Genomic DNA, 22,052 nt, shown 5'->3' with positions numbered 1-22,052 from the left:
CACGACGAGTCAGCGCCATGACCAGCCGCATCCCGAATTTCGCCGCCGTGCCCTGGGCCGGCGCGCCGCTGGCGGTCGCCCTCCCCCCGCTTCCCGAGCCGTGGATGACCCCGGAGGACATCCCGGTGAAGGGCCGCTACGGGCCCGAGGACCGGGAGGGGCTGGAGTTCCTCGACACCTATCCGGGCGTGGCGCCGTTCCTGCGCGGGCCCTACCCGACCATGTACGTCACCCAACCCTGGACGATCCGGCAGTACGCCGGCTTCTCCACGGCCGAGGATTCGAACGCGTTCTACCGGCGCAACCTCGCCGCCGGGCAGAAGGGCCTGTCGGTGGCCTTCGATCTGGCCACCCACCGCGGCTACGATTCCGACCACCCGCGCGTCTCGGGCGATGTCGGCATGGCGGGTGTGGCGATCGACTCGATCTACGACATGCGCACGCTCTTCTCCGGCATCCCGCTGGACGAGATGACCGTGTCGATGACGATGAACGGCGCGGTGCTGCCGATCCTCGCCCTCTACATCGTCGCGGCCGAGGAGCAGGGCGTGCCGCCGCAGAAGCTGGCGGGCACGATCCAGAACGACATCCTGAAGGAATTCATGGTCCGCAACACCTACATCTATCCCCCCAAGGGATCGATGCGGATCATCTCCGACATCTTCGCCTATACGTCGAAGAACATGCCGAAGTTCAACTCGATCTCGATCTCCGGCTACCACATGCAGGAGGCCGGCGCGACGAACGACCTGGAGCTGGCCTACACGCTCGCCGACGGCGTCGAGTACATCAAGGCCGGGCTGGCCGCTGGCCTGACGATCGACCAGTTCGCGCCGCGGCTGTCGTTCTTCTGGGCGATCTCGACCAACTTCTTCATGGAGATCGCCAAGATGCGGGCCGCGCGCCTGATCTGGGCGAAGCTCGTGAAGGCGTTCGACCCGCAATCGGACAAGTCGCTGGCGCTGCGCACCCACTCGCAGACGAGCGGCTGGTCGCTCACCGCGCAGGACGTGTTCAACAACGTCACCCGCACCAACATCGAGGCGATGGCGGCGACCCAAGGGGGCACCCAGTCGCTGCACACCAACGCGCTGGACGAGGCGCTGGCGCTGCCCACCGACTTCTCGGCGCGCATCGCCCGCAACACCCAGCTCTTCCTCCAGCAGGAGAGCGGCACCACCCGGATCGCCGACCCGTGGGGCGGCTCGTACTACGTGGAGCGTCTCACCGCCGACATCGCGGCGCGCGCCTGGGAGCACATCCGCGAGGTCGACGGGCTCGGCGGCATGGCCAAGGCGATCGAGGCCGGCATCCCGAAGCTGCGCATCGAGGAGGCGGCCGCCCGCGCCCAGGCCCGGATCGATTCCGGCCGCCAGACCATCGTCGGCGTCAACAAGTTCCGGCCCGACGACGACATGACGATCGAGCTGCTGCGGGTCGACAACGGCAACGTCCGCCGGCTCCAGATCGACAAGCTCAAGCGCCTGCGCTCGGAGCGCGACGAGGCCGACGTCGCCGCCCGCCTCGACGCCCTGACGCAGGCCGCCGACGGCGCGGGCAACCTGCTGGCGCTGGCCGTCGACGCCGCCCGGGCCAAGGCGACCGTCGGCGAGATCTCCGAGGCCCTGGAGAAGGCCTGGGGCCGGCACCGCGCCGAGATCCGCTCGATCTCCGGCGTCTACAAGCGGGAGGTGGGTGGCATGTCGCCGGTGGTGGAAGAGGTGCGCGGGCTGGTCGAGGCGTTCGAGGAGGCCGACGGGCGCCGCCCCCGCATCCTTGTGGCCAAGATGGGCCAGGACGGGCACGACCGCGGCCAGAAGGTGATCGCCTCCGCCTTCGCCGACCTCGGCTTCGACGTCGATATCGGGCCGCTGTTCGCCACGCCCGCCGAGGCCGCCCGGCAGGCGGTGGAGAACGACGTGCACGTCGTCGGCGTCTCCTCGCTGGCCGCCGGCCACCTGACGCTGGTGCCGGAGCTGAAGGCGGCCCTGGCGGAGGCCGGCCGCGACGACGTGATGATCGCGGTGGGCGGCGTCATCCCGCCGGGCGACTACGACGCCCTGCGGGCGGCCGGCGCCTCGGCGATCTTCCCGCCGGGCACGGTGATCGCCGAGGCCGCGGTCGAGCTGATCCGCGAGCTGAACGCGCGGCTCGGCTACGAAACCCGGCAGGCTGCGGAGTAGACCGACTCTCCCACCCGCGACCTCATCCTGAGGCGCCCGCGCGAGCGGGCCTCGAAGGATCCTCCAGCGGCCGCGCGATCCCTGGAGCCCTCCTTCGAGGCCGCCGCTGCGCGACGGCACCTCAGGATGAGGTCACGGTCGGGACGACTGCGAACGTGCGTGCTGCCAGACTGGGAATGGAAACGGCATGGCTTCCACGACGAAAATCGCCACCACGCCCTACCCCGACCAGAAGCCCGGCACCTCCGGCCTGCGCAAGAAGGTGCCGGTCTTCCGGCAGCCCCACTACGTCGAGAATTTCGTCCAGGCGATCTTCGACACGCTTCCCGAGAAGGCCGGCGCGACGCTGGTGGTGGGCGGCGACGGGCGCTTCCTCAACCGCGAGGTGGTGCAGACGACCCTGCGGCTCGCTGCCGGCAACGGATTCGGGCGGGTGCTCGTCGGCCAGGGCGGCCTGCTCTCGACCCCGGCCGCCTCCTGCGTGATCCGCAAGCACGGGGCGGTCGGCGGCATCGTCCTGTCGGCGAGCCACAATCCCGGCGGGCCGGACGGCGATTTCGGCATCAAGTTCAACGCGGGCAACGGCGGTCCAGCCCCGGAGGCGGTCACCGACGCGATCTTCGCCCGGGCCAGGGCGCTGACCGCATACACCCTGGTGGAGGCGCCGGACCTCGACCTCGACACCGTGGGCGAGACCCGGCTCGGGGCCATGACGGTCGCGGTCATCGACCCCGTGGCCGACTACGCCGCGCTGATGGCCGAGCTGATCGACTTCGCGGCGGTGCGGCGCCTGTTCGCGTCGGGCTTCCGCATGCGCTTCGACGCGATGAGCGCGGTCACCGGGCCCTACGCCACCGCGATCCTCGAAGGGATGCTCGGCGCCCCCGCGGGCACGGTGGTGAATGCGGTCCCGAAGGAGGATTTCGGCGGCCACCACCCGGACCCGAACCCGGTCCATTGCAGCGACCTGTTCGACCTGATGCACGGCCCGGACGCGCCGGATTTCGGCGCCGCCTCGGACGGCGACGGCGACCGCAACATGATCGTGGCGCCCGGCCTGTTCGTCACCCCGAGCGACAGCCTCGCCCTGCTCACCGCCCACGCCCACCGGGCGCCGGGCTACGCGGGGGGGCTTGCCGGCGTCGCCCGCTCGATGCCCACCAGCCGCGCCGCCGACCGGGTCGCGGCAGCGCTCGACATCCGCGCCTTCGAGACCCCCACCGGCTGGAAGTTCTTCGGCAACCTGCTCGATGCCGGGCTGATCACCCTGTGCGGCGAGGAGAGCGCCGGCACCGGCTCGAACCACGTGCGCGAGAAGGACGGCCTGTGGGCGGTGCTGCTCTGGCTCAACGTGCTCGCCGCCACGGGGGAGCGCGCCGACGCGCTGGTGCGCGCCCACTGGCGGACCTACGGGCGCGACTACTACGCCCGCCACGACTACGAGGAGGTGGACGCGGACGCCGCCGCCGGCCTGATGGACGCGCTGCGCGAGAAGCTGCCCGGCCTGCCCGGCACGCGGGTCGGCGACCTCACGGTCTCGGCGGCGGACGAGTTCGCCTACCGCGATCCCGTGGACGGCTCGCTCACCGAGCGCCAGGGCATCCGGATCGGCTTTGCGGAGGACGCGCGGGTGGTGTTCCGGCTGTCGGGCACCGGCACTGCGGGAGCGACGCTGCGGGTCTATCTCGAGCGCTACGAGGCAGCGCCGGACCGGCTGGAGCGGCCGGTGGCCGAGGTGCTGGCGCCGGTCGTCGCGGCGGCGCGGGCGCTGGGCGAGATCGCGCCGCGCACCGGCCGGGCGGAGCCGAGCGTGGTGACGTAACCGCCGCCGTCGTCGACGCAGTTGCGGCGCGCCGCAGGCGAGGCGACCCGGGCTCGCGCGAGCCCGGCGAGCGCGCCGCCCCGAGATCGCCGCGCTCCGCTCGCCATGACGGCGGGGGCGAACACGCAGTCTCACGACCGGAACCGTACGGGAGGCTATTTCAGCACCCGCGACAGCCGGCACCACGCCGCCCTGTCGGCGGGAAGCCCGAAGCGCAGCCGCTTCGGCGCGTCCGAGAAGCGCCGGACCGCGATCCCCGCCGCCCCGAGCCGGCGGTGGAGATCCGGCCCGTCCGGAAAGTCGGCGGTGCGGAACAGGCTGGTGCCGCCGACCACGCGGCCGCCGCCCCGGACGATCATCCGGTCGAGGCGGGCCGCGTCCGCCGCGCGGTCCCGGGCCGCACGCTCGCGCCAGCCCCGGTCGCCGAGCGCCGCGGTCCCGACCGCGAGCGCCGGACCCGACACAGCCCAGGGCCCGAGCGCCGCCCCGAGCCGGCGCACCGTCTCCGGGTCGGACACCGCGAAGCCGAGGCGGATCCCGGCGAGCCCGTAGCTCTTGCCGAAGGAGCGCAGCACCACGAGCCCCGGCGCCACCTCCGGGCACAGGCTCGCGACCGGCTCGAAATCGAGGAACGCCTCATCGACGACGAGGAGGCCGCCGCGGCCCCGCATCGCTTCGGCGAGCGCCCGGCGCTCGGGCAGCGGGTGGGTGCGCCCGTCCGGGTTGTTCGGGTCGACGAGCACCGCGACCTCCGCCGCGCCGACCCGGTCGATGCCCGTCACCGCCTCGACCGCGTGCCCCGCCCGCGCCCAGGCCGCCGCGTGCTCGGCGTAGGTCGGCCCGACCACCGCCACGCGGGCCGGGCCCACGAGGCGCGGCAGGGTCTCGATCAGGATCTGGGTGCCGGGCGCCGCGGCGACGTGCTCAGGGTCCGGCGCGCCGTAGGCCGCCGCGGCGGCGGCGCGCAGGGCGAGCCCGTCGGCGGCGGCGGGCAGCCGCGTCCAGGCGCTGGCCTCGATCTCCGGCAGCGGATAGGGGACCGGGTTGATCCCCGTCGACAGGTCGATCCACGGCTCCGGCGCATCCGGAAACGCGTCCCGAATCCGCCCGAGATCGCCGCCGTGGTCGATCTCGTCCAGGCTCGACACCGAGTTCGAATAAAAATGCATCCGCCCGAGACGCTCGCGATCCTCGCCCTCGCCCTCGGGATCGAGGCGGCGGCCGGCTATCCGGACGCGCTCTACCGGGCGCTGGGCCACCCTGTCACCTGGATCGGCCGCCTGATCGCCGCCCTGGATCGCGGCCTGAACCGGGGTTCGGAGCGCCGCCGCCGGCGCGCGGGCGTCCTGGCTCTGGCGCTGCTGCTCGCCGCGGTGGCCGCGCCGGCGCTGGGCGCGACGTGGCTCGCCGGGCTCATGAGCCCGACCTTGGGCCCCCTCCCCGCCACCCTGCTGCTCGCCCTCCTCTGCGCGAGCCTGCCGGCGCAGCGCAGCCTGCACGACCATGTCGCCGCGGTGGAGGCGGCCTTGCGGAGCGGCGGGCTGGAATCCGGGCGCCGGGCCGTGGCGATGATCGTCGGGCGCGATCCCGAGACCCTCGACGAGGCGGCGGTGTGCCGCGCGGCGATCGAGAGCCTCGCCGAGAATTTTTCGGACGGCATCGTCGCGCCGGCCTTCTGGATCGGTGCCTTCGGCCTGCCGGGCGGGGCGCTCTACAAGGCGATCAACACCGCCGACAGCATGATCGGCCACCGCACCCCGCGCCACGCCGCCTTCGGCTGGGCGGCGGCCCGCCTCGACGACGGCGTGAACGTGCCGGCGGCGCGGCTGGCCGGCCTGCTGATCGCCGGGGCCGCTGCGATGCGCGGCGCCGACGCGCGCGGCGCGCTCCGGGCGATGGCCCGGGACGCCCGGCATCACCGCTCGCCCAATGCCGGCTGGCCGGAGGCGGCGATGGCCGGCGCCCTGGGGCTGCGGCTCGCCGGCCCCCGGGTCTACGGCGGCGTCACCGTCCCGGACGCCCACATGGGCGACGGCCGGGCGGAGGCCGGGCCCGACGACATCGCCCGGGCGCTCGGGCTCTACCGCGCGGCCTGCCTGCTCCAGGGCGGGCTGGTGCTGGGGTTGCTGGCGCTCGCGATGCTGGCGGCCTGACGATGGGCCCGGCAGCGGTGTTCAACGGTCTGCTGGCCGCGCCGTGTGACGTCGCCGACCGCCATCAGGAACAGGAACGGCCCGGTCCAGAGTCCGCCCTCGGTGAGCTCGGCGACGAACCGCGGGCCGAGCGGCGGCGCGCCCGGATCCGACCACCACCCGGCCACCCACCACCCGGCCACCGCCAGGGCAAGCGTGAACAGCGCGCGGATAAACAGGATCCCGGTGGGGATCGGCAACGGTCCTCGCCCTACGGCGCGCAGCCGAGCCGACGTTCCGTCGCCCGCACCCGCGCGACCTGTTCGCGCTGGCGCGCGGAGAGCGGCACGTCGGCCTCGTCGTCGAACTGGCAGCCCGCGTTGCCGAAGGTGCGGATCCCGCGCGGCGAGCGGAAGCAGTATCCGGCCGCCTTGAAGACCGCGTTGCGCTCGTACCAGAGGTCGTCGCAGGACGATGCGGCCGCGGGGGCGACCGGAGCGGGCGGGGCGACGCCGGCACTGCGACAGCAGCCGACGTAGCGGGCGCTGACCCACCCGGTCTGGCCGGAGGGGAGCAGGATGTTCACCCAGCCGCCCTGGCGGCCGAGTTCGGTGAACAGGGTGTCCGGACCGAGCCGGGCGACGCGCACGCCCGCGGTGCCGCTCGGCAGGCTGCGCAGGGCCAGGAAGTTGTCGCCGTCGGGGTCGAGGCCGACCGGGTAGCTGAAGCGCTCCTGCTGGACCTGCGCCAGCGCCGATGCCCCGCCGAACGCGAGCAGAAAGGCCGTCGCGGCCGCAGCACCGGATCGCCTGACGGTCCGCCCCCGGTGACACCTCGGTGACACCATCGAGAAGACCACCGGCATACGTGCCGCCTATGTCATTGAGAAGATTGGCGCACCCGACACGATTCGAACGTGTGACCTTTGCCTTCGGAGGGCAACGCTCTATCCAGCTGAGCTACGGGTGCAGGCCTCCGCTTCCTCTAGCCCAACCGGGCAGCGGGCGCAACGGCGCAGGATGGATCATTCCGGGCCGGGATGGAGCCGTCGTCGGATATCGCCGGCGAGCCGGGTGGGGCGGGCGGGGATGGCGGGCGTTCTCCGGCCATCGCACGGCCGGCGCCGCGGGCATGGGGGGCCGGGGATGTCCCGCCTCCCAGGCCCGGCGCCGCCGTGCGGCGGCTTTCTCGGGGCCCGGCCGGTTGGCCAGCCGCGGCGCGCAGCCCATGATGGCGGCTCACCGACCGTGCAGGAGACCATGCCTCACCATACCCCGCTGATCGCGACCGTCGTCGCCGGCCTCGGCCTCGCCTTCGTCTTCGGCGTGCTGGCGCAGCGGCTGCGCCTGTCGCCCCTCGTCGGCTACCTCGTCGCCGGCACGCTGATCGGGCCGTTCACCCCGGGCTACGTGGCCGACCAGGGCCTCGCGCAGCAGCTCGCCGAGATCGGCGTGATCCTGCTGATGTTCGGGGTCGGGCTGCACTTCTCCCTCGCCGACCTCCTGGCCGTGCGGGCGGTCGCCATCCCCGGGGCGGTCGGGCAGATGGCGGTGGCGACGCTCCTGGGGATGGGGCTCGCCGCCTGGCTCGGCTGGCCGCTCGGCGCCGGGCTGGTCTTCGGCCTCGCGCTCTCGGTGGCGAGCACCGTGGTGCTGCTGCGGGCCCTGCGCGAGCGCCGGCTGCTCGACACCGAGCGCGGGCGCATCGCGGTGGGCTGGCTGATCGTCGAGGATCTCGCCACCGTCCTCGCCCTGGTGCTGCTGCCGGCCGTCTCGGGCCTGCTCGGCGGCCGGGCGGAGACGCCGCCGGCGCCCGAGGCCGGGGGGCTCGCCGCGTGGCTGCGGCCGGACGGGATCGCGGCGGCGCTCGGCTGGACGCTCGTCAAGGTCGCCGCCTTCGTCGGGCTGATGCTGCTCGTCGGCCGCCGGGTGATCCCGTGGATCCTGCACTACACCGCCCATACCGGCTCGCGGGAGCTCTTTCGCCTCGCCGTGCTCGCCGTGGCGCTCGGGGTGGCGTTCGGCTCGGCCGAGCTGTTCGGGGTCTCGTTCGCGCTCGGCGCCTTCTTCGCCGGGATGGTGCTGGCCGAGAGCCCCCTCAGCCATCAGGCGGCGCAGGAGACGCTGCCCCTGCGCGACGCCTTCGCCGTCCTGTTCTTCGTCTCGGTCGGCATGCTGTGCGACCCGACGATCGTGCTGCGGGAACCCGGGCCGCTGGCCGCCACCGTCCTCGTCATCGTGCTCGGCAAGTCGGTGGCCGCGCTGCTGATCGTGCGGGCCTTCGGCCATCCCCTGAGCACTGCGATCACGATCAGCGCGAGCCTCGCGCAGATCGGCGAGTTCTCCTTCATCCTCGCCGGCCTCGGCGTCGGCCTCGGGCTCCTGCCGGAGGCCGGGCGCGACCTGATCCTGGCCGGCGCCATCCTGTCGATCCTCTTGAACCCGCTGCTGTTCTCCGCCCTCGACCGGATCGCACCGCGCCTCTCGGCCCGGGAGGGCCGGGCGCCGGTCCCCGCCGCGCCGGCTCCCCCCATCCGCGCCGCGACGGACCTCAGCGACCACGCGGTGCTCGCGGGCTACGGGCGGGTCGGCTCGCTGATCGGGGCGGGCCTGCGGGCGCGGGACATCCCGTTCCTGGTGATCGAGGAGCGCGCCGAGACGGTGGCGCGCCTGCGCGCGGAGGGGATCGAGGCCTTCGCCGGCAGCGCGGGCGAGGCCGACCTCCTGCGGGCCGCCAACCTGCCCGGGGCCCGCTGGTTGATCAGCGCGATCCCCGACCCGTTCGAGGCGAGTTCGCTGATCGAGGCGGGCCGCGCCGCCCGGCCCGACCTGACGATCATCGCCCGCGCCCATTCCGACGCGGGCGTCGCGCATCTCCAGCGCTACGGGGCCGACCACATCGTGCTGGGCGAGCGCGAGGTCGCCCGCGAGATGGTGCGCCGCCTGGACGCCGAGGTGCCGCCGGACCCCGACGCGGACGCGCCCGGCGAGCCGGACGGCGACGCCTACGAGCGGGCCGGCCGCGCGCCGCCCTGAGCAGAGGGCCCTACGCGGCCCGCGCCCGGCGGAGTCACAGGACGCGGCCGCCTTCGCCCGCGTCGTCGCCCGTATCGCGGGCCGGGTCGTCGGGCTCGTCGTTCGGGCGCGACAGGCCGACGCCGGGCTCGTCCTCGGCGAGCGGGATCGGCGCGTTGGTCATCGGCTCGGCCGGCGGCGGATCCGACCCGTCGGGGCTCGGGGTCTCGGGTACGGGCAGGTCGGGCATCGGGGCCTCCATCGGGACCTCCCTGGGGCGGGACGCCGGACCAACCGCCGGGACCGCGCGCCGGTTCGGACGCGCGGCCCGCGAGCGCTACGCGTTGTCGCCCCGGATGGCGGCGATCACCGCGTCCGTGACCTGCCGGGTGGTGGCTTTGCCGCCGAGGTCGGGGGTGTGCAGGTTCGGGTCGGCGGTCACCCGCTCCACCGCCCGCATCAGCCGGTCGGCCGCGGGCTTCTCGCCGAGGTGCTCCAGCATCTGGCAGGCCGTCCAGAAGGTCGCGACCGGGTTGGCGATGCCCTTGCCGGTGATGTCGAAGGCCGAGCCGTGGATCGGCTCGAACATCGACGGGAACTTGCGCTCCGGGTTGATGTTGGCGGTCGGCGCGATGCCGAGCGAGCCGGCGAGCGCGGCGGCCAGATCCGACAGGATGTCGGCGTGCAGGTTGGTCGCCACGATCGTGTCGAGGCTCTCGGGCTTGCCCACCATCCGCATGGTCATGGCGTCGACCAGCATCTTGTCCCAGGTCACGTCGGGGAACTCCCGCGCCACCTCGGCGGCGATCTCGTCCCACATCACCATCGCGTGGCGCTGGGCGTTCGACTTGGTGACGACGGTCAGAAGCTTGCGCGGGCGGGACTGCGCCAGCTTGAACGCGTAGCGGATGATCCGGGTGACGCCCGTGCGGGTCATCATCGACACGTCGGTGGCGACCTCCTCCGGATGGCCCTGGTGGACCCGGCCGCCGACGCCCGCGTACTCGCCCTCGGAGTTCTCGCGCACGATCACCCAGTCGAGTTCCGGGCCCGTGACGTGGCGCAGCGGGCTGGTGATGCCGGGCAGGATCCGGGTCGGGCGGACGTTGGCGTACTGGTCGAAGGGCTGGCAGATGGCGAGCCGCAGGCCCCACAGGGTGATGTGGTCGGGCACGTCCGGGGCGCCGACCGCGCCGAAGAAGATCGCGTCGTGGTCCTTGATCTGCTCGCGGCCGTCGGCGGGCATCATCACGCCGTGGCGCTTGTAGTAGTCCGAGCCCCAGTCGAAATGATCGAACTTGAAATTGAACGTGCCGTTCTTCTCGGCCAGCGCGTCGAGCACCTCGATCCCGGCGGCGATCACCTCGATGCCGATGCCGTCGGCGGGGATGGCGGCGATGGTGTAGGTCTTCGTCATGACAGGTCTCCGTGCTGAAGGGGCGTCGGGCTTCGGGAAGCGTCGATTCGGGGAATGTCAGTGCGCGACGGCGTCGGCGGTCTCGGACCGGCGCCCCGCGCGGGCGACGATCAGGGTGACGACCGCGGAGAGCACGAGCAGCGCCGCCACGAACACCAGCCCGGCCGTGAAGCCGCCGGTCTGGTCCTTGAGCCAGCCGATCGCCCAGGGGCCGACGAAGCCGCCGAGGTTGCCGATCGAGTTGATCGTGGCGATGCCCACCGCCGCCGCCGAGCCGGACAGGAACATCGTCGGCATCGCCCAGAGCGGCGGCTTGGCCGCGCTGATGCCGACGTTGACGAGACTGAGCGCGGCGATCACGGCGACGGTCGAGGACGCGCCGCCGGCCAGCATCAGGCCCGCCGCCGCCACGAGGCAGGCGATGACCACGTGCCAGGTGCGCTCGCGCGTCTTATCCGAGTGGCGCGCCCACAGGATCATCGCGACCACCGCGATCGTCGGCGGCACGCCGTTCAGGAAGCCGACCGCCATGGTCGACAGGCCGAAGCTCTTGATGATCTGCGGCGCCCAGATGCCGAGCGTGTACAGGCCGGCCGAGGTGCCGAAGTAGACGAGCGCCAGCGCCAGGACCCGGATGTCGGTCATCCCGGCCAGGACGCCGTGCTTGGCCACGACCTGCTTGCGGGCGTGCTCCGCGTTCATCTCGGCGACCAGCCACGCGCGCTGGTCGTCGGTGAGCCACCGCGCCTTCTCGGGGCGGTCGGTCATGTAGAACAGCACCACGACGCCGAGCACCACGGCGGGGGCGGCCTCGATCAGGAACATCCACTGCCAGCCGTGCAGGCCGAGGATGCCCTCCATCCCCAGGAGCGCGCTGGAGATCGGCGAGCCGAGCACCACCGAGATCGGCGCGGCCGCCATGAACAGCGAGACGACGCCCGCGCGGTAGCGGGTCGGGAACCAGTAGGTCAGGTACAGGATGATGCCCGGGAAGAAGCCGGCCTCGGCCGCGCCGAGCAGGAAGCGCAGGATGTAGAAGCTGTACTCGCCCTGCACGAAGGCGAAGGCACCCGAGATCAGGCCCCAGGTGATCATCACCCGGGCGATCCACAGGCGGGCGCCGACCTTGTCGAGGACCATGTTCGAGGGCACCTCGAACAGGAAATAGCCGAAGAAGAACACCCCCGCCCCGAAGCCGAACACGGCCGAGGAGAAGCCGAGGTCCTTGTTCATCGTCAGCGCGGCGAAGCCGATGTTCACGCGGTCGATGAAGGCGATGAAGTACAGGAGGCAGATAAAGGGGACCAAGCGCCACATGACTCGGCGCATGGTCGCTTTCTCAAGCGAACCGTCCATCGTTTCCTCCTGGGATGCCCACCGGGGTGCCCGGCACGCGCCGGCCTATGTGTGCCAGCTTGCATGCAAGTTTGCATTGCCTAGGCCGCGACGCGTCCCCCGTCAAGTCCGTATTGCAGCTTGCATGGAAGTTGATACGAAGGATCGGGCACGGGAGGTCGGGCGATGGCGCGGGGGCGTTCGGCGGCGGGGACGAAGGCCGAGGATCCGGAGGCCGAGCGGCGGCCGTCGCTGGTCGACGACGCCTACGCGGCGATGAAGCGGGCCATCCAGGATTCGAGCTTCGCGCCCGGCTACCAGGCCTCCGAGCAGGAGATCGCCCTGCGGCTCGGCATGAGCCGGACCCCCGTCCACGAGGCGGTGATCCGCCTCCAGGAGGACGGGCTGGTGCGGGTGCTGCCCCGGCGCGGCGTGCTGATCTGCGCGCTGGCCCCGGAGGACATGCGCGAGATCTACGACGTGATCGTCGCGGTGGAGGGGCGGGCCGCCGCCCTGCTCGCCGCCCTGCCCGACGCGGCGCGCGCGGCGGCCGCGGCGGAACTCGCCGCGCAGACCGAGGCCATGGACGCGGCGTGGCGGGCCGGCGACCTGCCCGCCTGGGGACAGGCGGATGCCGGCTTCCACCGGGCGCTGGTCGAGCGGGCGGGGAACGGGCGCATGATCCGGATCATCCAGACCATCAACGACCAGTCGCACCGCGCCCGCATGCTGACGCTGCGGCTGCGGCGCGAGCTCGGCGCCTCGGTGGCCGAGCACGGGGCGCTGGTCGAGGCGATCCGGCGCGGCGACCCGGCCGAGGCGCAGGCCTGCGCCCACCGCCACCGCCTGCGCGCCCGGGACGAGCTGCTGCCGCTCCTGGATAGCTTCGGGCTCAAGCACCTGTGACCGCGGCCGCCCGGCCCGCCGGACGGGAGAGCCGCGCGGGGCCGCACGACGGGCTCGTCCGCCGGAAACCTGTTGCGGCGATGCATCGGATCGCCGCAATACAATCTAGCATCGCTTGCCCGCTTGGCGGCGCGCGCCCGCTGCCATAATCGGGCCTGCAATCGGTACGATAGGTTCGTCGCCCTGATGCGATCACGGGCGATGCAAGGCCGCCGGGACGTCCCGCCGCGTGCCTGAGTGGGACTGGCGCCTTGAGACCGCTGTTCGATCTCGCCGGGATGCGCGCCGACGGCTTCGCCTTCGGTCCCGTCGGCGGGCAGGCGGCGGACGGGATCGTCCGCGTCGACGATGCCGGGCTGATCTTCCGGGGCGACTACGTCCGCGACGGGGCGGATCTCGTGATCACCGGCGAGGGCCAGCGCCTCGTCGTGCCCGACTACTTCTCCGCGCAGCACCGGCCGAAGCTCGTGGCCCCGAACGGGGCCTCCCTCCCGGACGACGTGATCGAGGCGCTGGCCCGGCCCGCGCACGGGGTCCAGGTGGCGCAGGCGGGGCCCGCGCCGGCCACGGATGCCAGCGGCGCCATCGGCCGCGTCCAGACGCTGAGCGGCGGCGCGGCGGTCGTGCGCAACGGCGTCACCGTGACGCTGCACGCGGGCGACCTCGTCTACAAGGGCGACGTCGTCCAGACCGACCGGGGCGCGGCGCTGGCGGTGGCGTTCCTCGACGGCTCGCTGTTCAGCCTCGCCGGCAACGCCCGGATGGTGCTGAACGAGCTGGTCTACCAGCCCGGCGGCGCCGACAACCGCAGCCTGATCAACCTCGTCCAGGGCTCGCTCAGCTTCGTCGCCGGCCAGGTCGCCAAGACCGGCGACATGAAGGTCGGCACGCCGGTGGCGACGATGGGCATCCGCGGCACCGCCGTCCGGGCCTCGGTGATCGCCGAGGACGGCACCACCAGCTACGCGGTCATCACCGAGCCGGCGACCGGCGACAACCCGCAGGAGCATACCGGCCGGTTCGACATCTACGACCGCGACGACCCGACCCGGCTGCTGGCCACCGTCTCGGACCCGAAGACCGCGGTGGTGGTGCGCCCGACGGGCACGGCCGAGGCCCGCGTCGAGCAGGTGCCGAAGAGCGCCGAGGAGATGGCGCACGAGCGCACCCTCGTGCAGAGCATGCAGCAGACCCAGGCCGAGGCGCCGCGCCTGCCGGTCTATACCGGGCCCAGCACCGGCGGCGGGACGAGTTCGGGCACGGCCCCGAGCCTCGTCCTGCCGCCCCCCGGCCAGATGCAGCCGCCGGCCCCGGGGCTGCCGGCGGGTCCGGAATCCGGCCCGTCCGCCCCCGGCACCCCGCCCGGCCCCGGCCCCGTCCAGAGCCCGCCCTCCGAGCCGGGCAGCGAGCCGCCGCGCACGGACCTCCCCGGCGGGGTCGTGACGGCCAGCGCCGCGGCCCCCCTGCCCGCCGCCGCGGCGCCGTCGCCCGTCGTCCCGGCGCCCGCGGTCGCCCCAACGGCTGCGGTCGCCCCGGTCGTTGCCGTCGCCCCCGCGGCCGCGATCGTCCAGGCACCTGCGGCCGCGGCACCGGCCGTCGTCCAGGTGGTCGCGGAGCCGGCTCCGACGCAGCCCGCCGCCACGCCGCAGCCGGCCGTCCCCGCGCCGGCCCCCCTCCCCGCGCCGGGGCCCTCGCCCGAGCCGGCCCCGCAGCAACCCGCCGCGCCGCCCCCGGCTCCCTTCGCGCTCCAGCCCCAGTCGGGCTCGGTGACGCAGGGCCAGGTCCTGGCCGCCGACGGGTCCGGCCAGGGCGTCCTGGGGCAAGGTGGCCTGGGAACGGGCGGCCCGGGAACGGGCGGATCGAGCGCCCAGGTCGTGTCCGCCCGGCCGGCCTCGGGTCCGGACACGGGCGTGGCGGGCAGTGGCGCGACGCTGCCGGGCCAGTACGGCACCCTGACGCTGCACCCGGACGGGACCTACGTCTACCGCGCCGACCACGCCGCGGTGCTGGCCCAGGGCCAGCAGGCGACCGACGTGTTCAGCATCACCGCCCAGGCCGCCGACGGGACGCGCTCGACGGCGCCGCTGGCGATCCTCGTCACCGGCATCAACGACGCGCCGTCGATCACGAGCGGAGGCGGGACCGCCACGGTGCTGACGCCGGCGAGCGGTGCGGCGCCGCAACCCCTGTCGGCCGGCCAGAGCGCCCTCGCCGCCGGCAGCGCCGGTTCAGGCGGGACCGCCGGCGGCGCGGCCGGCAGCCTCGTCAACGGACTCGGCGGGACGGGCGGCTTCGGCGAGACCGTGCTCGACATCGGCGACGACAACTCGTCGGGCGCCATCGACATCCGGGCGGTGTTCGGGACGAACGGCCTCAACTTCTTCGGGACGTACTACACGTCGCTCTACGTCAACAACAACGGCAACATCACCTTCGGCGCGGCGTCGAGCAGCTACAGGCCGAGCCCGATCACCGCCGCCAGCCCCGCGATCATCGCGCCGTTCTTCGCCGACGTGGACACCCGCGGGGGCGCGACGGCGGCGACGCCGGGCGGCACCTCGACGGGCTCCGACCGCGTCTACCTCGACCTGGACGCGGACCGGCACACCCTCACCGTGACCTGGGACGATGTCGGCTACTACGCCCAGCACACGGACCGGGCGAACGCCTTCCAGGTCCAGCTCGTCGGCCGCGGCGACGGCGACTTCGACATCGTCTACCGCTACGAGGCGGTGAACTGGACGACGGGCGACGCCAGCGGGGCCGTGGTGGCCCGCGCCGGCTACGCGGCCGGCAACGGGGTCAACTTCTACGAGCTGCCGCAATCGGGGAACGCCGCGCAGCTCCAGGCCCTGCCGACCGCTCCCGGCAACACCGGCAGCCCGGGGGTCTACGTCTTCCAGGCCTATAACGGCGCCGTCACCCCGGTCACGGCGCTGCAGGCCACCGGCGCGGTCGGCTTCACGGACGCCGACGCGGGCGACCATCACACCGCGACGGCCCATCTCGACCACGTGACGGTCTCCGCGTCCGGCAGCGGCGCCAGCGCGGAGGCCGTGACGGCCTTGCAGACGGCGCTCGGCACCGCCCTGACCGCGGCGGTGACGGGGGAGAGCAGCGCCGGCAGCGCGGGGACCGTGACGTGGTCCTTCGCGCTGCCCAGCAGCGCGGCGGCGTTCCTGCGCCAGGGCGAGAGCGTCACCGCGACCTACGCCGTCGGCGTCGGCGACGGGATGGCCTCGGCCGCCACGACCGTGCGCGTGACGATCAACGGCATCGACGACGCGCCGACGGCCGGGGGCACCCACGCCATCCGCGCGGCGGTGGGCGGGACCGTGACCCTGAGCGCCGCGGCGTTCGGGGCGACCGATCCCGACACCGCCGCCGCCGACCTCCGCTACGCGATGTCCGGGACCGGCTCCGGGAGCCTCGGCTACTTCACCCGGACCGACGGCACCGGCACCGCGGAGGTCACGACCTTCACCCAGCGGGAGATCGACGCCGGGCAGATCGCCTACCACGCGCAGACGGCCGGCAGCGCCAGCCTGTCCTTCACCCTGACCGACGGGACCTCCACCGTCTCGGGCAACTACACGATCGGCCCTCCGCCCTCGCAGAGCGCCGGCCCCGGCGGCGTGCAGGGCTCGCCCGCGACGCCCGGCGTGACGGCCCTGACCCAGCGGCAGCTCGACGGCATGGTCGCGGCGGCGATCGCCGACTGGCGGGCGGCGGGCGCGACCGCGTCGCAGATCGCGCTGCTGACCGCCGCCTCCTTCGCCGTGGCGGACCTCTCGGGCACGGCGCTCGGCCAGGAGGCCGCCGGCCGCGTCACCATCGACGCCGACGCGGCCGGCGCCGGCTGGTACGTGGACCCGACGCCGCTGGACGACGCGGAGTTCCCCCACGCCGCCAACGCCGCCGGGACCGCCCGGCTCACCGATCCGTCCCAGGCGGCGGCGGGGCATTACGACCTGCTCACCGTCGTGATGCACGAGATGGGGCACGTCCTCGGCCTGCCGGATTCCGGGACGGCCGGGGCCGCGGGCACCCTGATGGACGGGACCCTCGCCCTCGGCGAGCGCCGCCTGCCCAGCGCCGCCGACGCCGCGACCGCGCGGGCCGCTCCCGCCGCGTCCGCGGCGTCCGGCCCCCTCTCCCTGCACGGGACCGCCGATACCGGCCACGCGGGCGCGCACGAGCCGGCCGACCGCGCGGCCGAACCCGCGGCCCAGTCCGAGCCCGAGCCTGCCGGCGAGCCCGGGCCGACCCGGGAGCGTGTCGCCCCGGACCCGGTCGCCGCGCCCGGCGGGTCCCCGGCGCGGGCGGAGAGCGCCGATCACGCCGCCGCGGGCCAGACCGCATCCGCGGCCACCCCCGCTCCGGGCGCGCATCACCCGACCGCCACCGCCGGCCCCGGTCCGGCCCCCGCGGGGACGATCGAGACCGGGCACGCGGCTCCCGCGGGCCACGCGGCCTCGGGGGCAGCCAACTCCGAAGCGGCCAACTCCGGGGCAGCCAGTTCCGGAGCAGCCAGCTCCGGAACAGCCTTGGCGGCGGGCACCACGCAGGCCGCTCCGGCGGATCCCGCCCACGCGACGCCGGGGCAGGCCGCGCCGTCAGGCGAGACCGCAGCGGGAAGCGGCCACGGCTCGACCGCCCAGACGGCGCAGGCTCACGCGCCGCAACCGGCGACGCACCACGCGGCGGAATCCGAGACCGCGACCCCGAGCCCGGCGGAGAGCGCAGCCCACGGACAGCCCGCGGCCGCGACGCAGGCACCGGTCGGTTCCATCGCGGCCGCCGCCGGCCAGGGCACAGGCCAAGGGGCGCAATCTGGGACGCAATCTGGGGCGCAATCTGCGGCACAGTCGGGGGCGCAATCGGGGGCGGCCCATGCGCCGGTCCAGGAGGCCGGTCACGCGGCGGCCCCGAGCGGCACCGGCACGAGTGCGGGCGCCGCGCAGGCGTCGGGCGGGTCGGCCAGCGCCCCCGCCTCCCCGTCCGCGACCACCCAGAGCACGGGTCAGGGATCGAGCACCGGAATCGCGCCGGCGGCGGCCCAGGAGACCGGCCACGCGGCGGCCGGCCCGAGTTCGGCCGCGCCCGCGCCGGCGTCGAGCGGCGCCCACACCGAGACCTCCGCCACGCCGGCATCGAGCCCGGTCACCAGCCAGGGATCGAGCCAAGGATCGAGCCAGGGGACGCCGTCGGGAGCGACCCACGCGCCAGCCCAGGAGACCGGCCACGCGGCGGCCCCGGTCGGCACCGGCACGACCGCCGCCGCGCCGCCGTCGAGCGGGTCGGGCAGCGCCCACGCATCCCCGTCCGCGACCACCCAGAGCACGAACCAGGGATCGAGCTCCGGAATCGCGCCGGCGGCGGCCCAGGAGACCGTCCACGCGGCGGCCCCGGCCGGCACGAGCCCGGTCTCGACCGCACAGGCGTCGAGCGGGTCGGGCGGCACCCACGCCGACGTGCCTGCGCCCGCCGCCCAGGGATCGGTCCAGGGAACGGCGCCTCAGGCGGCGACGCAGACGGTCGAACACGGGTCGGAGCACGCGGCAGCCCCGTCCGGCCCGCACGATGGCCAGGCCGCGGACGCGCACGCCGCGACCGGACGCGCGGCGTCGCCGGGCGAGGCGCATCACGCCGCCGCGTCCCCCGCGCCCGCGTCCCCCGAGCCCGCATCGCACGCGTCCGAGGCTGCGGCGGGCGGTTCGAGCGGCGCGCCCGTCGCGGGGATCGCCGCCGCGGGCGGGCCGGGCGCGGACCACGGTGATCGCCCGGACCACGCTGATCGCCCGGACCACGCTGACCGCGCCGCCCCGCACGGGCCGCCGGACGACGGCGGCCGCGGGTCCGGGACGGCGGGCGAAGCGAATGCCGCGGGGAGCGGCGGGCCGGCCGCCCACGCGGCGGGTCCCGGCGCGGCCGCGCAGCAGGCCGCCCCCGCGCCGTCGCGGCCGGCGGAGAGCGGGCAGCCCGGGGGCACCCACGCCGCGGACGCGCAGCACGACCGGACGGGCGCGCACGACGCGTTCGACTTCCCGCAGCTCACATTCCCGCAGGTCCCCGCGCCGGCCCCCGCGCACGCGCTCCTCGACGCCCAGCACGACCAGTTCGGCTTCCTGCAGATCCCGGCGCCCGGCGCCGCGACCGGCGACGCGTGGTCGTCGTGGCTCGACGCGGTCGACCCGCACCTCCGCTTCCACGCCGCGCCGACGGCCGCGGATCACCCCGCCGCCCCGCCCTTCGCGGCGGCTCCGGCGGCCGGCCTCCCCGCCCAGGCCGCGGCGGGATCCGACGGCTTCGACGGCGACCACCCCGTGGCGCACGCGGCTTGGCACGACACCATCCCGCACACCCTCTTCACGGCGCTTCACGGCCTGTAGGACGCGCCGCGACCGTGTTCGTCCGACCCCGCCGCCGTTCCCCCCGGGCCGAGCCCGCCCCTGAGGCCTCCGCCCAGGCCACCAATCAGGCCGCCGGCCAGACCGCGAAGCCGGTCCCGAGGGCCGGCGCGCCGCGCCCGCGCCGCGGGCTCCTGCGCCGCATCGGCATCGACCGGGGCGCGGCCCTGCTCGTGCTGGCGGCGCTGGTGATGATCCGCCTCCTCGACCCGGTCCCGGTCGAGCTGCTGCGGCTGCGCACCTTCGACGCGCTTCAGACCCTGAGCCCCCGCGCCGACGGGTTCCGGCCCGTGGCGATCGTCGACATCGACGAGGACAGCCTGCGCACCGAGGGGCAGTGGCCCTGGGCCCGCACCCGGGTCGCCGAGCTGGTGAACCGGCTGGCGCAGGCCGGGGCGGCGGTGATCGCCTTCGACGTGGTCTTCCCCGAGCCCGACCGGCTCTCGCCGGGGCTGATGGCGCGGACCATCCGCCCCCTCGACGCGGGGGTCGCCGACGCCCTGGAGACGCTGCCGAGCAACGACGCGACCCTGGCGCAGGCCGTCGGCGCGACCCGCGTCGTCCTCGGCCAGACCGCCCTCGCCCAGGCGACGACCGGCGACGATGCCGTGCCGCAGACCGGCTTCGCCGTCCGCGGGCCCGACCCCTCCGCGTTCCTGGCGGAGTTTCCCGGCCTCCTCCACAACCTGCCGGTCCTGGAGACCGCCGCCGCCGGGCGCGGGCTGTTCACCATCATCCCCGAGCGCGACGGCCTCGTGCGCCGGGTCCCGCTGGTGATGATCGCCGAGGGGCGGATGGTCCCCTCCGTGACGCTGGAGACCCTGCGCGTGCTGACCGGCTCCGGCACGATCCTGGTGCGGGCGGATGCGGGGGGCGTGCGCGCGGTCGCGCTGCCGGGCTTCGAGATCCCCACCGACGCCTCCGCCGCGGTCTGGCTGCACTTCGGCGCCCACGATCCCGCCCGCTTCATCTCCGCCCGCACCGTCCTCGACGGCAGCTTCGATCCGGCCCGGGTGGCTCAGAAGATCGTGTTCGTCGGAACCTCGGCGATCGGGCTCCTCGACAACAAGACCACGCCGATCGACCGCAGCATCCCCGGCGTCGAGGTGCAGGCGCAGGTGCTGGAGAACGTGCTCTCGCGCGCCACCCTGTCCTATCCGAGCTACGCGGTGCTCCTCGAGATCGCCGAGGCGGTGGTGATCTCGCTCGGCATCGTCGTCCTGGCGCCGGTGCTCGGGGCGCTGCGGCTCCTCGTGCTCGGCGGCCTCGTGGCGCTGTTCATCGCCGCCGCGACGTGGTTCCGCTTCACCCAGTTCAACACGTTGCAGGACCCGACCTTCCCGCTGCTCGCGAGCTTCGGCGTCTACGCGGTGCTGATGTTCTCCAACTACACCCGCGAGCAGATGGGCCGGCAGCGCATCCGCGCGGCCTTCGGGCAGTACCTCTCCCCCGCGCTGGTCGAGCAGCTCGCCGCCAACCCGGAGAAGCTCAGGCTCGGCGGCGAGGACCGGACCATGACCATCATGTTCTCGGACGTGCGCGGCTTCACCGCGATCTCGGAGTTCTACAAGGACGATCCGGCCGGCCTGACCGCGCTGATGAACCGCTTCCTCACGCCGCTGAGCGACGCGATCCTCGACGCGCAGGGCACCATCGACAAGTACATGGGCGACGCGATCATGGCGTTCTGGAACGCCCCGCTCGACGACCCCGACCAGGAAGCCCATGCCTGTGCCGCCGCGCTCGCGATGATCGCGCGGATGGAGGCGCTGAACGCCCTGCGCAAGGCCGAGGCGGAGTCCGGCGGCCACCCGGTGCTGCCGATCGACATCGGCATCGGGATCAACACCGGTCCCTGCGTCGTCGGCAACATGGGCTCGGACCTGCGGTTCGACTACTCGGTGCTCGGCGACACCGTGAACCTCGCCTCGCGGCTGGAGGGGCAGTCGAAGCTCTACGGCGTCAAGACGATCCTCGGGGCCTCCACCGCCGCCGCGGTGGCGGGGCGCTTCGCGATCCTGGAGATCGACCTGATCCGGGTGCGGGGCAAGGCAGAGGCCGAGCGAGTCTCGGCGCTCGTCGGCGACGCCGAGACCCGCGCCTCGGAGGCGTTCCGGCTCCTCGAAGCCCGGCACGGCGCCCTGCTCGCCGCCTACCGCGCGCGGGACTGGGCGGAGGCCCGGGCCCTTCTCGACGCCTGCCGCGCGCCGGCGCGCGCGTTGCGGCTGGACCGCCTCTACGACCTCTACGCAGCGCGCATCGCCGAATTCGAGCGCGCGCCGCCCCCGCCGGACTGGGCGGGGGTGTACGTCGCGTCGGCGAAGTGATTTTTTTCCCGTCACGAATCCGACCGCGTCGAGCGAGGCGCGGCGAAGGCCAACCGGAGGAGCGAGGCCGCGATGGTGTCCCTCGACACGCCCGTTCCCGTGGGGGCCTTCGCCCTGCTGCTGCTGGCGCTGGAGGTGAAGCATCTCGGGGCGGACTTCCTGCTCCAGACCGGCTGGATGGCGCAGGGCAAGGAGCGGGTCCGCGGCTGGCCGGCGCCGCTCGCCGCCCATGCCGGCCTGCACGCGCTCGGCACCCTGCTGATCGTGCTCGCCGTGAAGCCCGGCCTGTGGTGGCTCGCCCCGGCGGATTTCGTGATCCACGGGGCGGTCGACCGCGGCAAGGCGCTGGTCGGCCAGCGGACGCGCTTCGCGGTCACCGACGCGCGGTTCTGGTGGCTGATGGGCTTCGACCAGTTCCTGCACCAGGTCACCAACATCGCGATCGCCCTGATCCTGATCGCGGCCTGAGCGGAGCCGGACCCGCGGCGCCGGCCCGGACCCTCGCG

Annotated in this window: 14 protein-coding genes and 1 tRNA gene; 8 read left to right on the top strand and 7 right to left on the bottom strand. The window is 74.4% G+C overall.

Annotated elements, in window-relative coordinates; genetic code table 11:
* Positions 1–17: 17 nt before the first annotated feature.
* Together scpA and Q8W71_RS15460 are read left to right on the top strand one after the other, a co-directional pair.
* A complete protein-coding gene (scpA, locus tag Q8W71_RS15465; protein WP_305526277.1) occupies positions 18–2,183 on the top strand; it encodes a methylmalonyl-CoA mutase in 2,166 nt (721 codons plus the stop codon).
* Between the two features lie 187 nt (positions 2,184–2,370).
* The gene (locus Q8W71_RS15460; RefSeq protein WP_305526276.1) at positions 2,371–4,005 is read left to right on the top strand and encodes an alpha-D-glucose phosphate-specific phosphoglucomutase; all 1,635 of its coding nucleotides are present in this window, start codon (positions 2,371–2,373) and stop codon (positions 4,003–4,005) included.
* Between the two features lie 155 nt (positions 4,006–4,160).
* On the opposite strand, the gene cobD is transcribed toward Q8W71_RS15460, so the two are convergent.
* Positions 4,161–5,174: a threonine-phosphate decarboxylase CobD gene (cobD, locus tag Q8W71_RS15455; RefSeq protein ID WP_305526275.1), complete on the bottom strand. Its 1,014-nt coding sequence runs from the start codon at positions 5,172–5,174 to the stop codon at positions 4,161–4,163.
* Here cobD and cbiB point away from each other — a divergent pair.
* A complete protein-coding gene (gene cbiB, locus Q8W71_RS15450) occupies positions 5,169–6,158 on the top strand; it encodes an adenosylcobinamide-phosphate synthase CbiB (protein WP_305526274.1) in 990 nt (329 codons plus the stop codon). The genes cobD and cbiB overlap by 6 nt on opposite strands.
* On the opposite strand, the gene Q8W71_RS15445 is transcribed toward cbiB, so the two are convergent.
* The 3 genes from Q8W71_RS15445 to Q8W71_RS15435 form a co-directional block, all read right to left on the bottom strand.
* A complete protein-coding gene (locus tag Q8W71_RS15445; RefSeq protein WP_305526273.1) occupies positions 6,086–6,397 on the bottom strand; it encodes a hypothetical protein in 312 nt (103 codons plus the stop codon). The two genes, cbiB and Q8W71_RS15445, sit on opposite strands and share 73 nt — an antisense overlap.
* A gap of 11 nt (positions 6,398–6,408) precedes the next feature.
* Positions 6,409–6,714, bottom strand: a complete 306-nt coding sequence (locus Q8W71_RS15440; RefSeq protein ID WP_305526336.1) for a YARHG domain-containing protein — start codon at positions 6,712–6,714, stop codon at positions 6,409–6,411.
* A gap of 315 nt (positions 6,715–7,029) precedes the next feature.
* Positions 7,030–7,106 (bottom strand) — tRNA-Arg (locus tag Q8W71_RS15435).
* Positions 7,107–7,396: 290 nt separating this feature from the next.
* On the opposite strand from Q8W71_RS15435, the gene ybaL reads away from it, so the two are divergent.
* Positions 7,397–9,172: a YbaL family putative K(+) efflux transporter gene (ybaL, locus tag Q8W71_RS15430; RefSeq protein WP_305526272.1), complete on the top strand. Its 1,776-nt coding sequence runs from the start codon at positions 7,397–7,399 to the stop codon at positions 9,170–9,172.
* Between the two features lie 34 nt (positions 9,173–9,206).
* Here the strand turns inward: ybaL and Q8W71_RS15425 are convergent, their stop codons facing one another.
* From Q8W71_RS15425 to Q8W71_RS15415, 3 genes are all read right to left on the bottom strand, one after another.
* Positions 9,207–9,413 carry a hypothetical protein gene (locus Q8W71_RS15425; protein WP_305526271.1) on the bottom strand — a complete coding sequence of 69 codons (207 nt, stop codon included), beginning with the start codon at positions 9,411–9,413 and terminating at the stop codon, positions 9,207–9,209.
* 75 nt (positions 9,414–9,488) lie between these two features.
* Positions 9,489–10,568, bottom strand: coding sequence for a tartrate dehydrogenase (locus Q8W71_RS15420; RefSeq protein WP_305526270.1), 1,080 nt, complete (start codon positions 10,566–10,568; stop codon positions 9,489–9,491).
* 57 nt (positions 10,569–10,625) lie between these two features.
* Complete coding sequence (locus Q8W71_RS15415) at positions 10,626–11,924, bottom strand: MFS transporter (protein WP_305526269.1); 1,299 nt, start codon at positions 11,922–11,924, stop codon at positions 10,626–10,628.
* A gap of 165 nt (positions 11,925–12,089) precedes the next feature.
* On the opposite strand from Q8W71_RS15415, the gene Q8W71_RS15410 reads away from it, so the two are divergent.
* From Q8W71_RS15410 to Q8W71_RS15395, 4 genes are all read left to right on the top strand, one after another.
* Positions 12,090–12,809: a GntR family transcriptional regulator gene (locus tag Q8W71_RS15410; RefSeq protein WP_305526268.1), complete on the top strand. Its 720-nt coding sequence runs from the start codon at positions 12,090–12,092 to the stop codon at positions 12,807–12,809.
* A gap of 251 nt (positions 12,810–13,060) precedes the next feature.
* The gene (locus Q8W71_RS15405; RefSeq protein WP_305526267.1) at positions 13,061–19,201 is read left to right on the top strand and encodes a nidogen-like domain-containing protein; all 6,141 of its coding nucleotides are present in this window, start codon (positions 13,061–13,063) and stop codon (positions 19,199–19,201) included.
* Positions 19,202–19,353: 152 nt separating this feature from the next.
* The gene (locus tag Q8W71_RS15400) at positions 19,354–21,546 is read left to right on the top strand and encodes a CHASE2 domain-containing protein (protein WP_370875429.1); all 2,193 of its coding nucleotides are present in this window, start codon (positions 19,354–19,356) and stop codon (positions 21,544–21,546) included.
* 72 nt (positions 21,547–21,618) lie between these two features.
* The gene (locus Q8W71_RS15395; RefSeq protein ID WP_305526265.1) at positions 21,619–22,014 is read left to right on the top strand and encodes a DUF3307 domain-containing protein; all 396 of its coding nucleotides are present in this window, start codon (positions 21,619–21,621) and stop codon (positions 22,012–22,014) included.
* Positions 22,015–22,052 lie beyond the last annotated feature (38 nt).

The organism is Methylobacterium amylolyticum (assembly GCF_030700245.1).
In the GTDB taxonomy this organism is placed as follows: domain Bacteria; phylum Pseudomonadota; class Alphaproteobacteria; order Rhizobiales; family Beijerinckiaceae; genus Methylobacterium.
This window is presented reverse-complemented; position numbering and strand designations above follow the sequence as displayed.

Excerpts from the sequence above, each read along its gene's own strand:
- scpA (WP_305526277.1), top strand. The coding sequence starts at position 18 with ATGACCAGCCGCATCCCGAATTTCGCCGCCGTGCCCTGGGCCGGCGCG.
- Q8W71_RS15460 (WP_305526276.1), top strand. The coding sequence starts at position 2,371 with ATGGCTTCCACGACGAAAATCGCCACCACGCCCTACCCCGACCAGAAG.
- cbiB (WP_305526274.1), top strand. The coding sequence starts at position 5,169 with ATGCATCCGCCCGAGACGCTCGCGATCCTCGCCCTCGCCCTCGGGATC.
- cobD (WP_305526275.1), bottom strand. The coding sequence starts at position 5,174 with ATGCATTTTTATTCGAACTCGGTGTCGAGCCTGGACGAGATCGACCAC.
- ybaL (WP_305526272.1), top strand. The coding sequence starts at position 7,397 with ATGCCTCACCATACCCCGCTGATCGCGACCGTCGTCGCCGGCCTCGGC.
- Q8W71_RS15425 (WP_305526271.1), bottom strand. The coding sequence starts at position 9,413 with ATGGAGGCCCCGATGCCCGACCTGCCCGTACCCGAGACCCCGAGCCCC.
- Q8W71_RS15420 (WP_305526270.1), bottom strand. The coding sequence starts at position 10,568 with ATGACGAAGACCTACACCATCGCCGCCATCCCCGCCGACGGCATCGGC.
- Q8W71_RS15415 (WP_305526269.1), bottom strand. The coding sequence starts at position 11,924 with ATGGACGGTTCGCTTGAGAAAGCGACCATGCGCCGAGTCATGTGGCGC.
- Q8W71_RS15410 (WP_305526268.1), top strand. The coding sequence starts at position 12,090 with ATGGCGCGGGGGCGTTCGGCGGCGGGGACGAAGGCCGAGGATCCGGAG.
- Q8W71_RS15395 (WP_305526265.1), top strand. The coding sequence starts at position 21,619 with ATGGTGTCCCTCGACACGCCCGTTCCCGTGGGGGCCTTCGCCCTGCTG.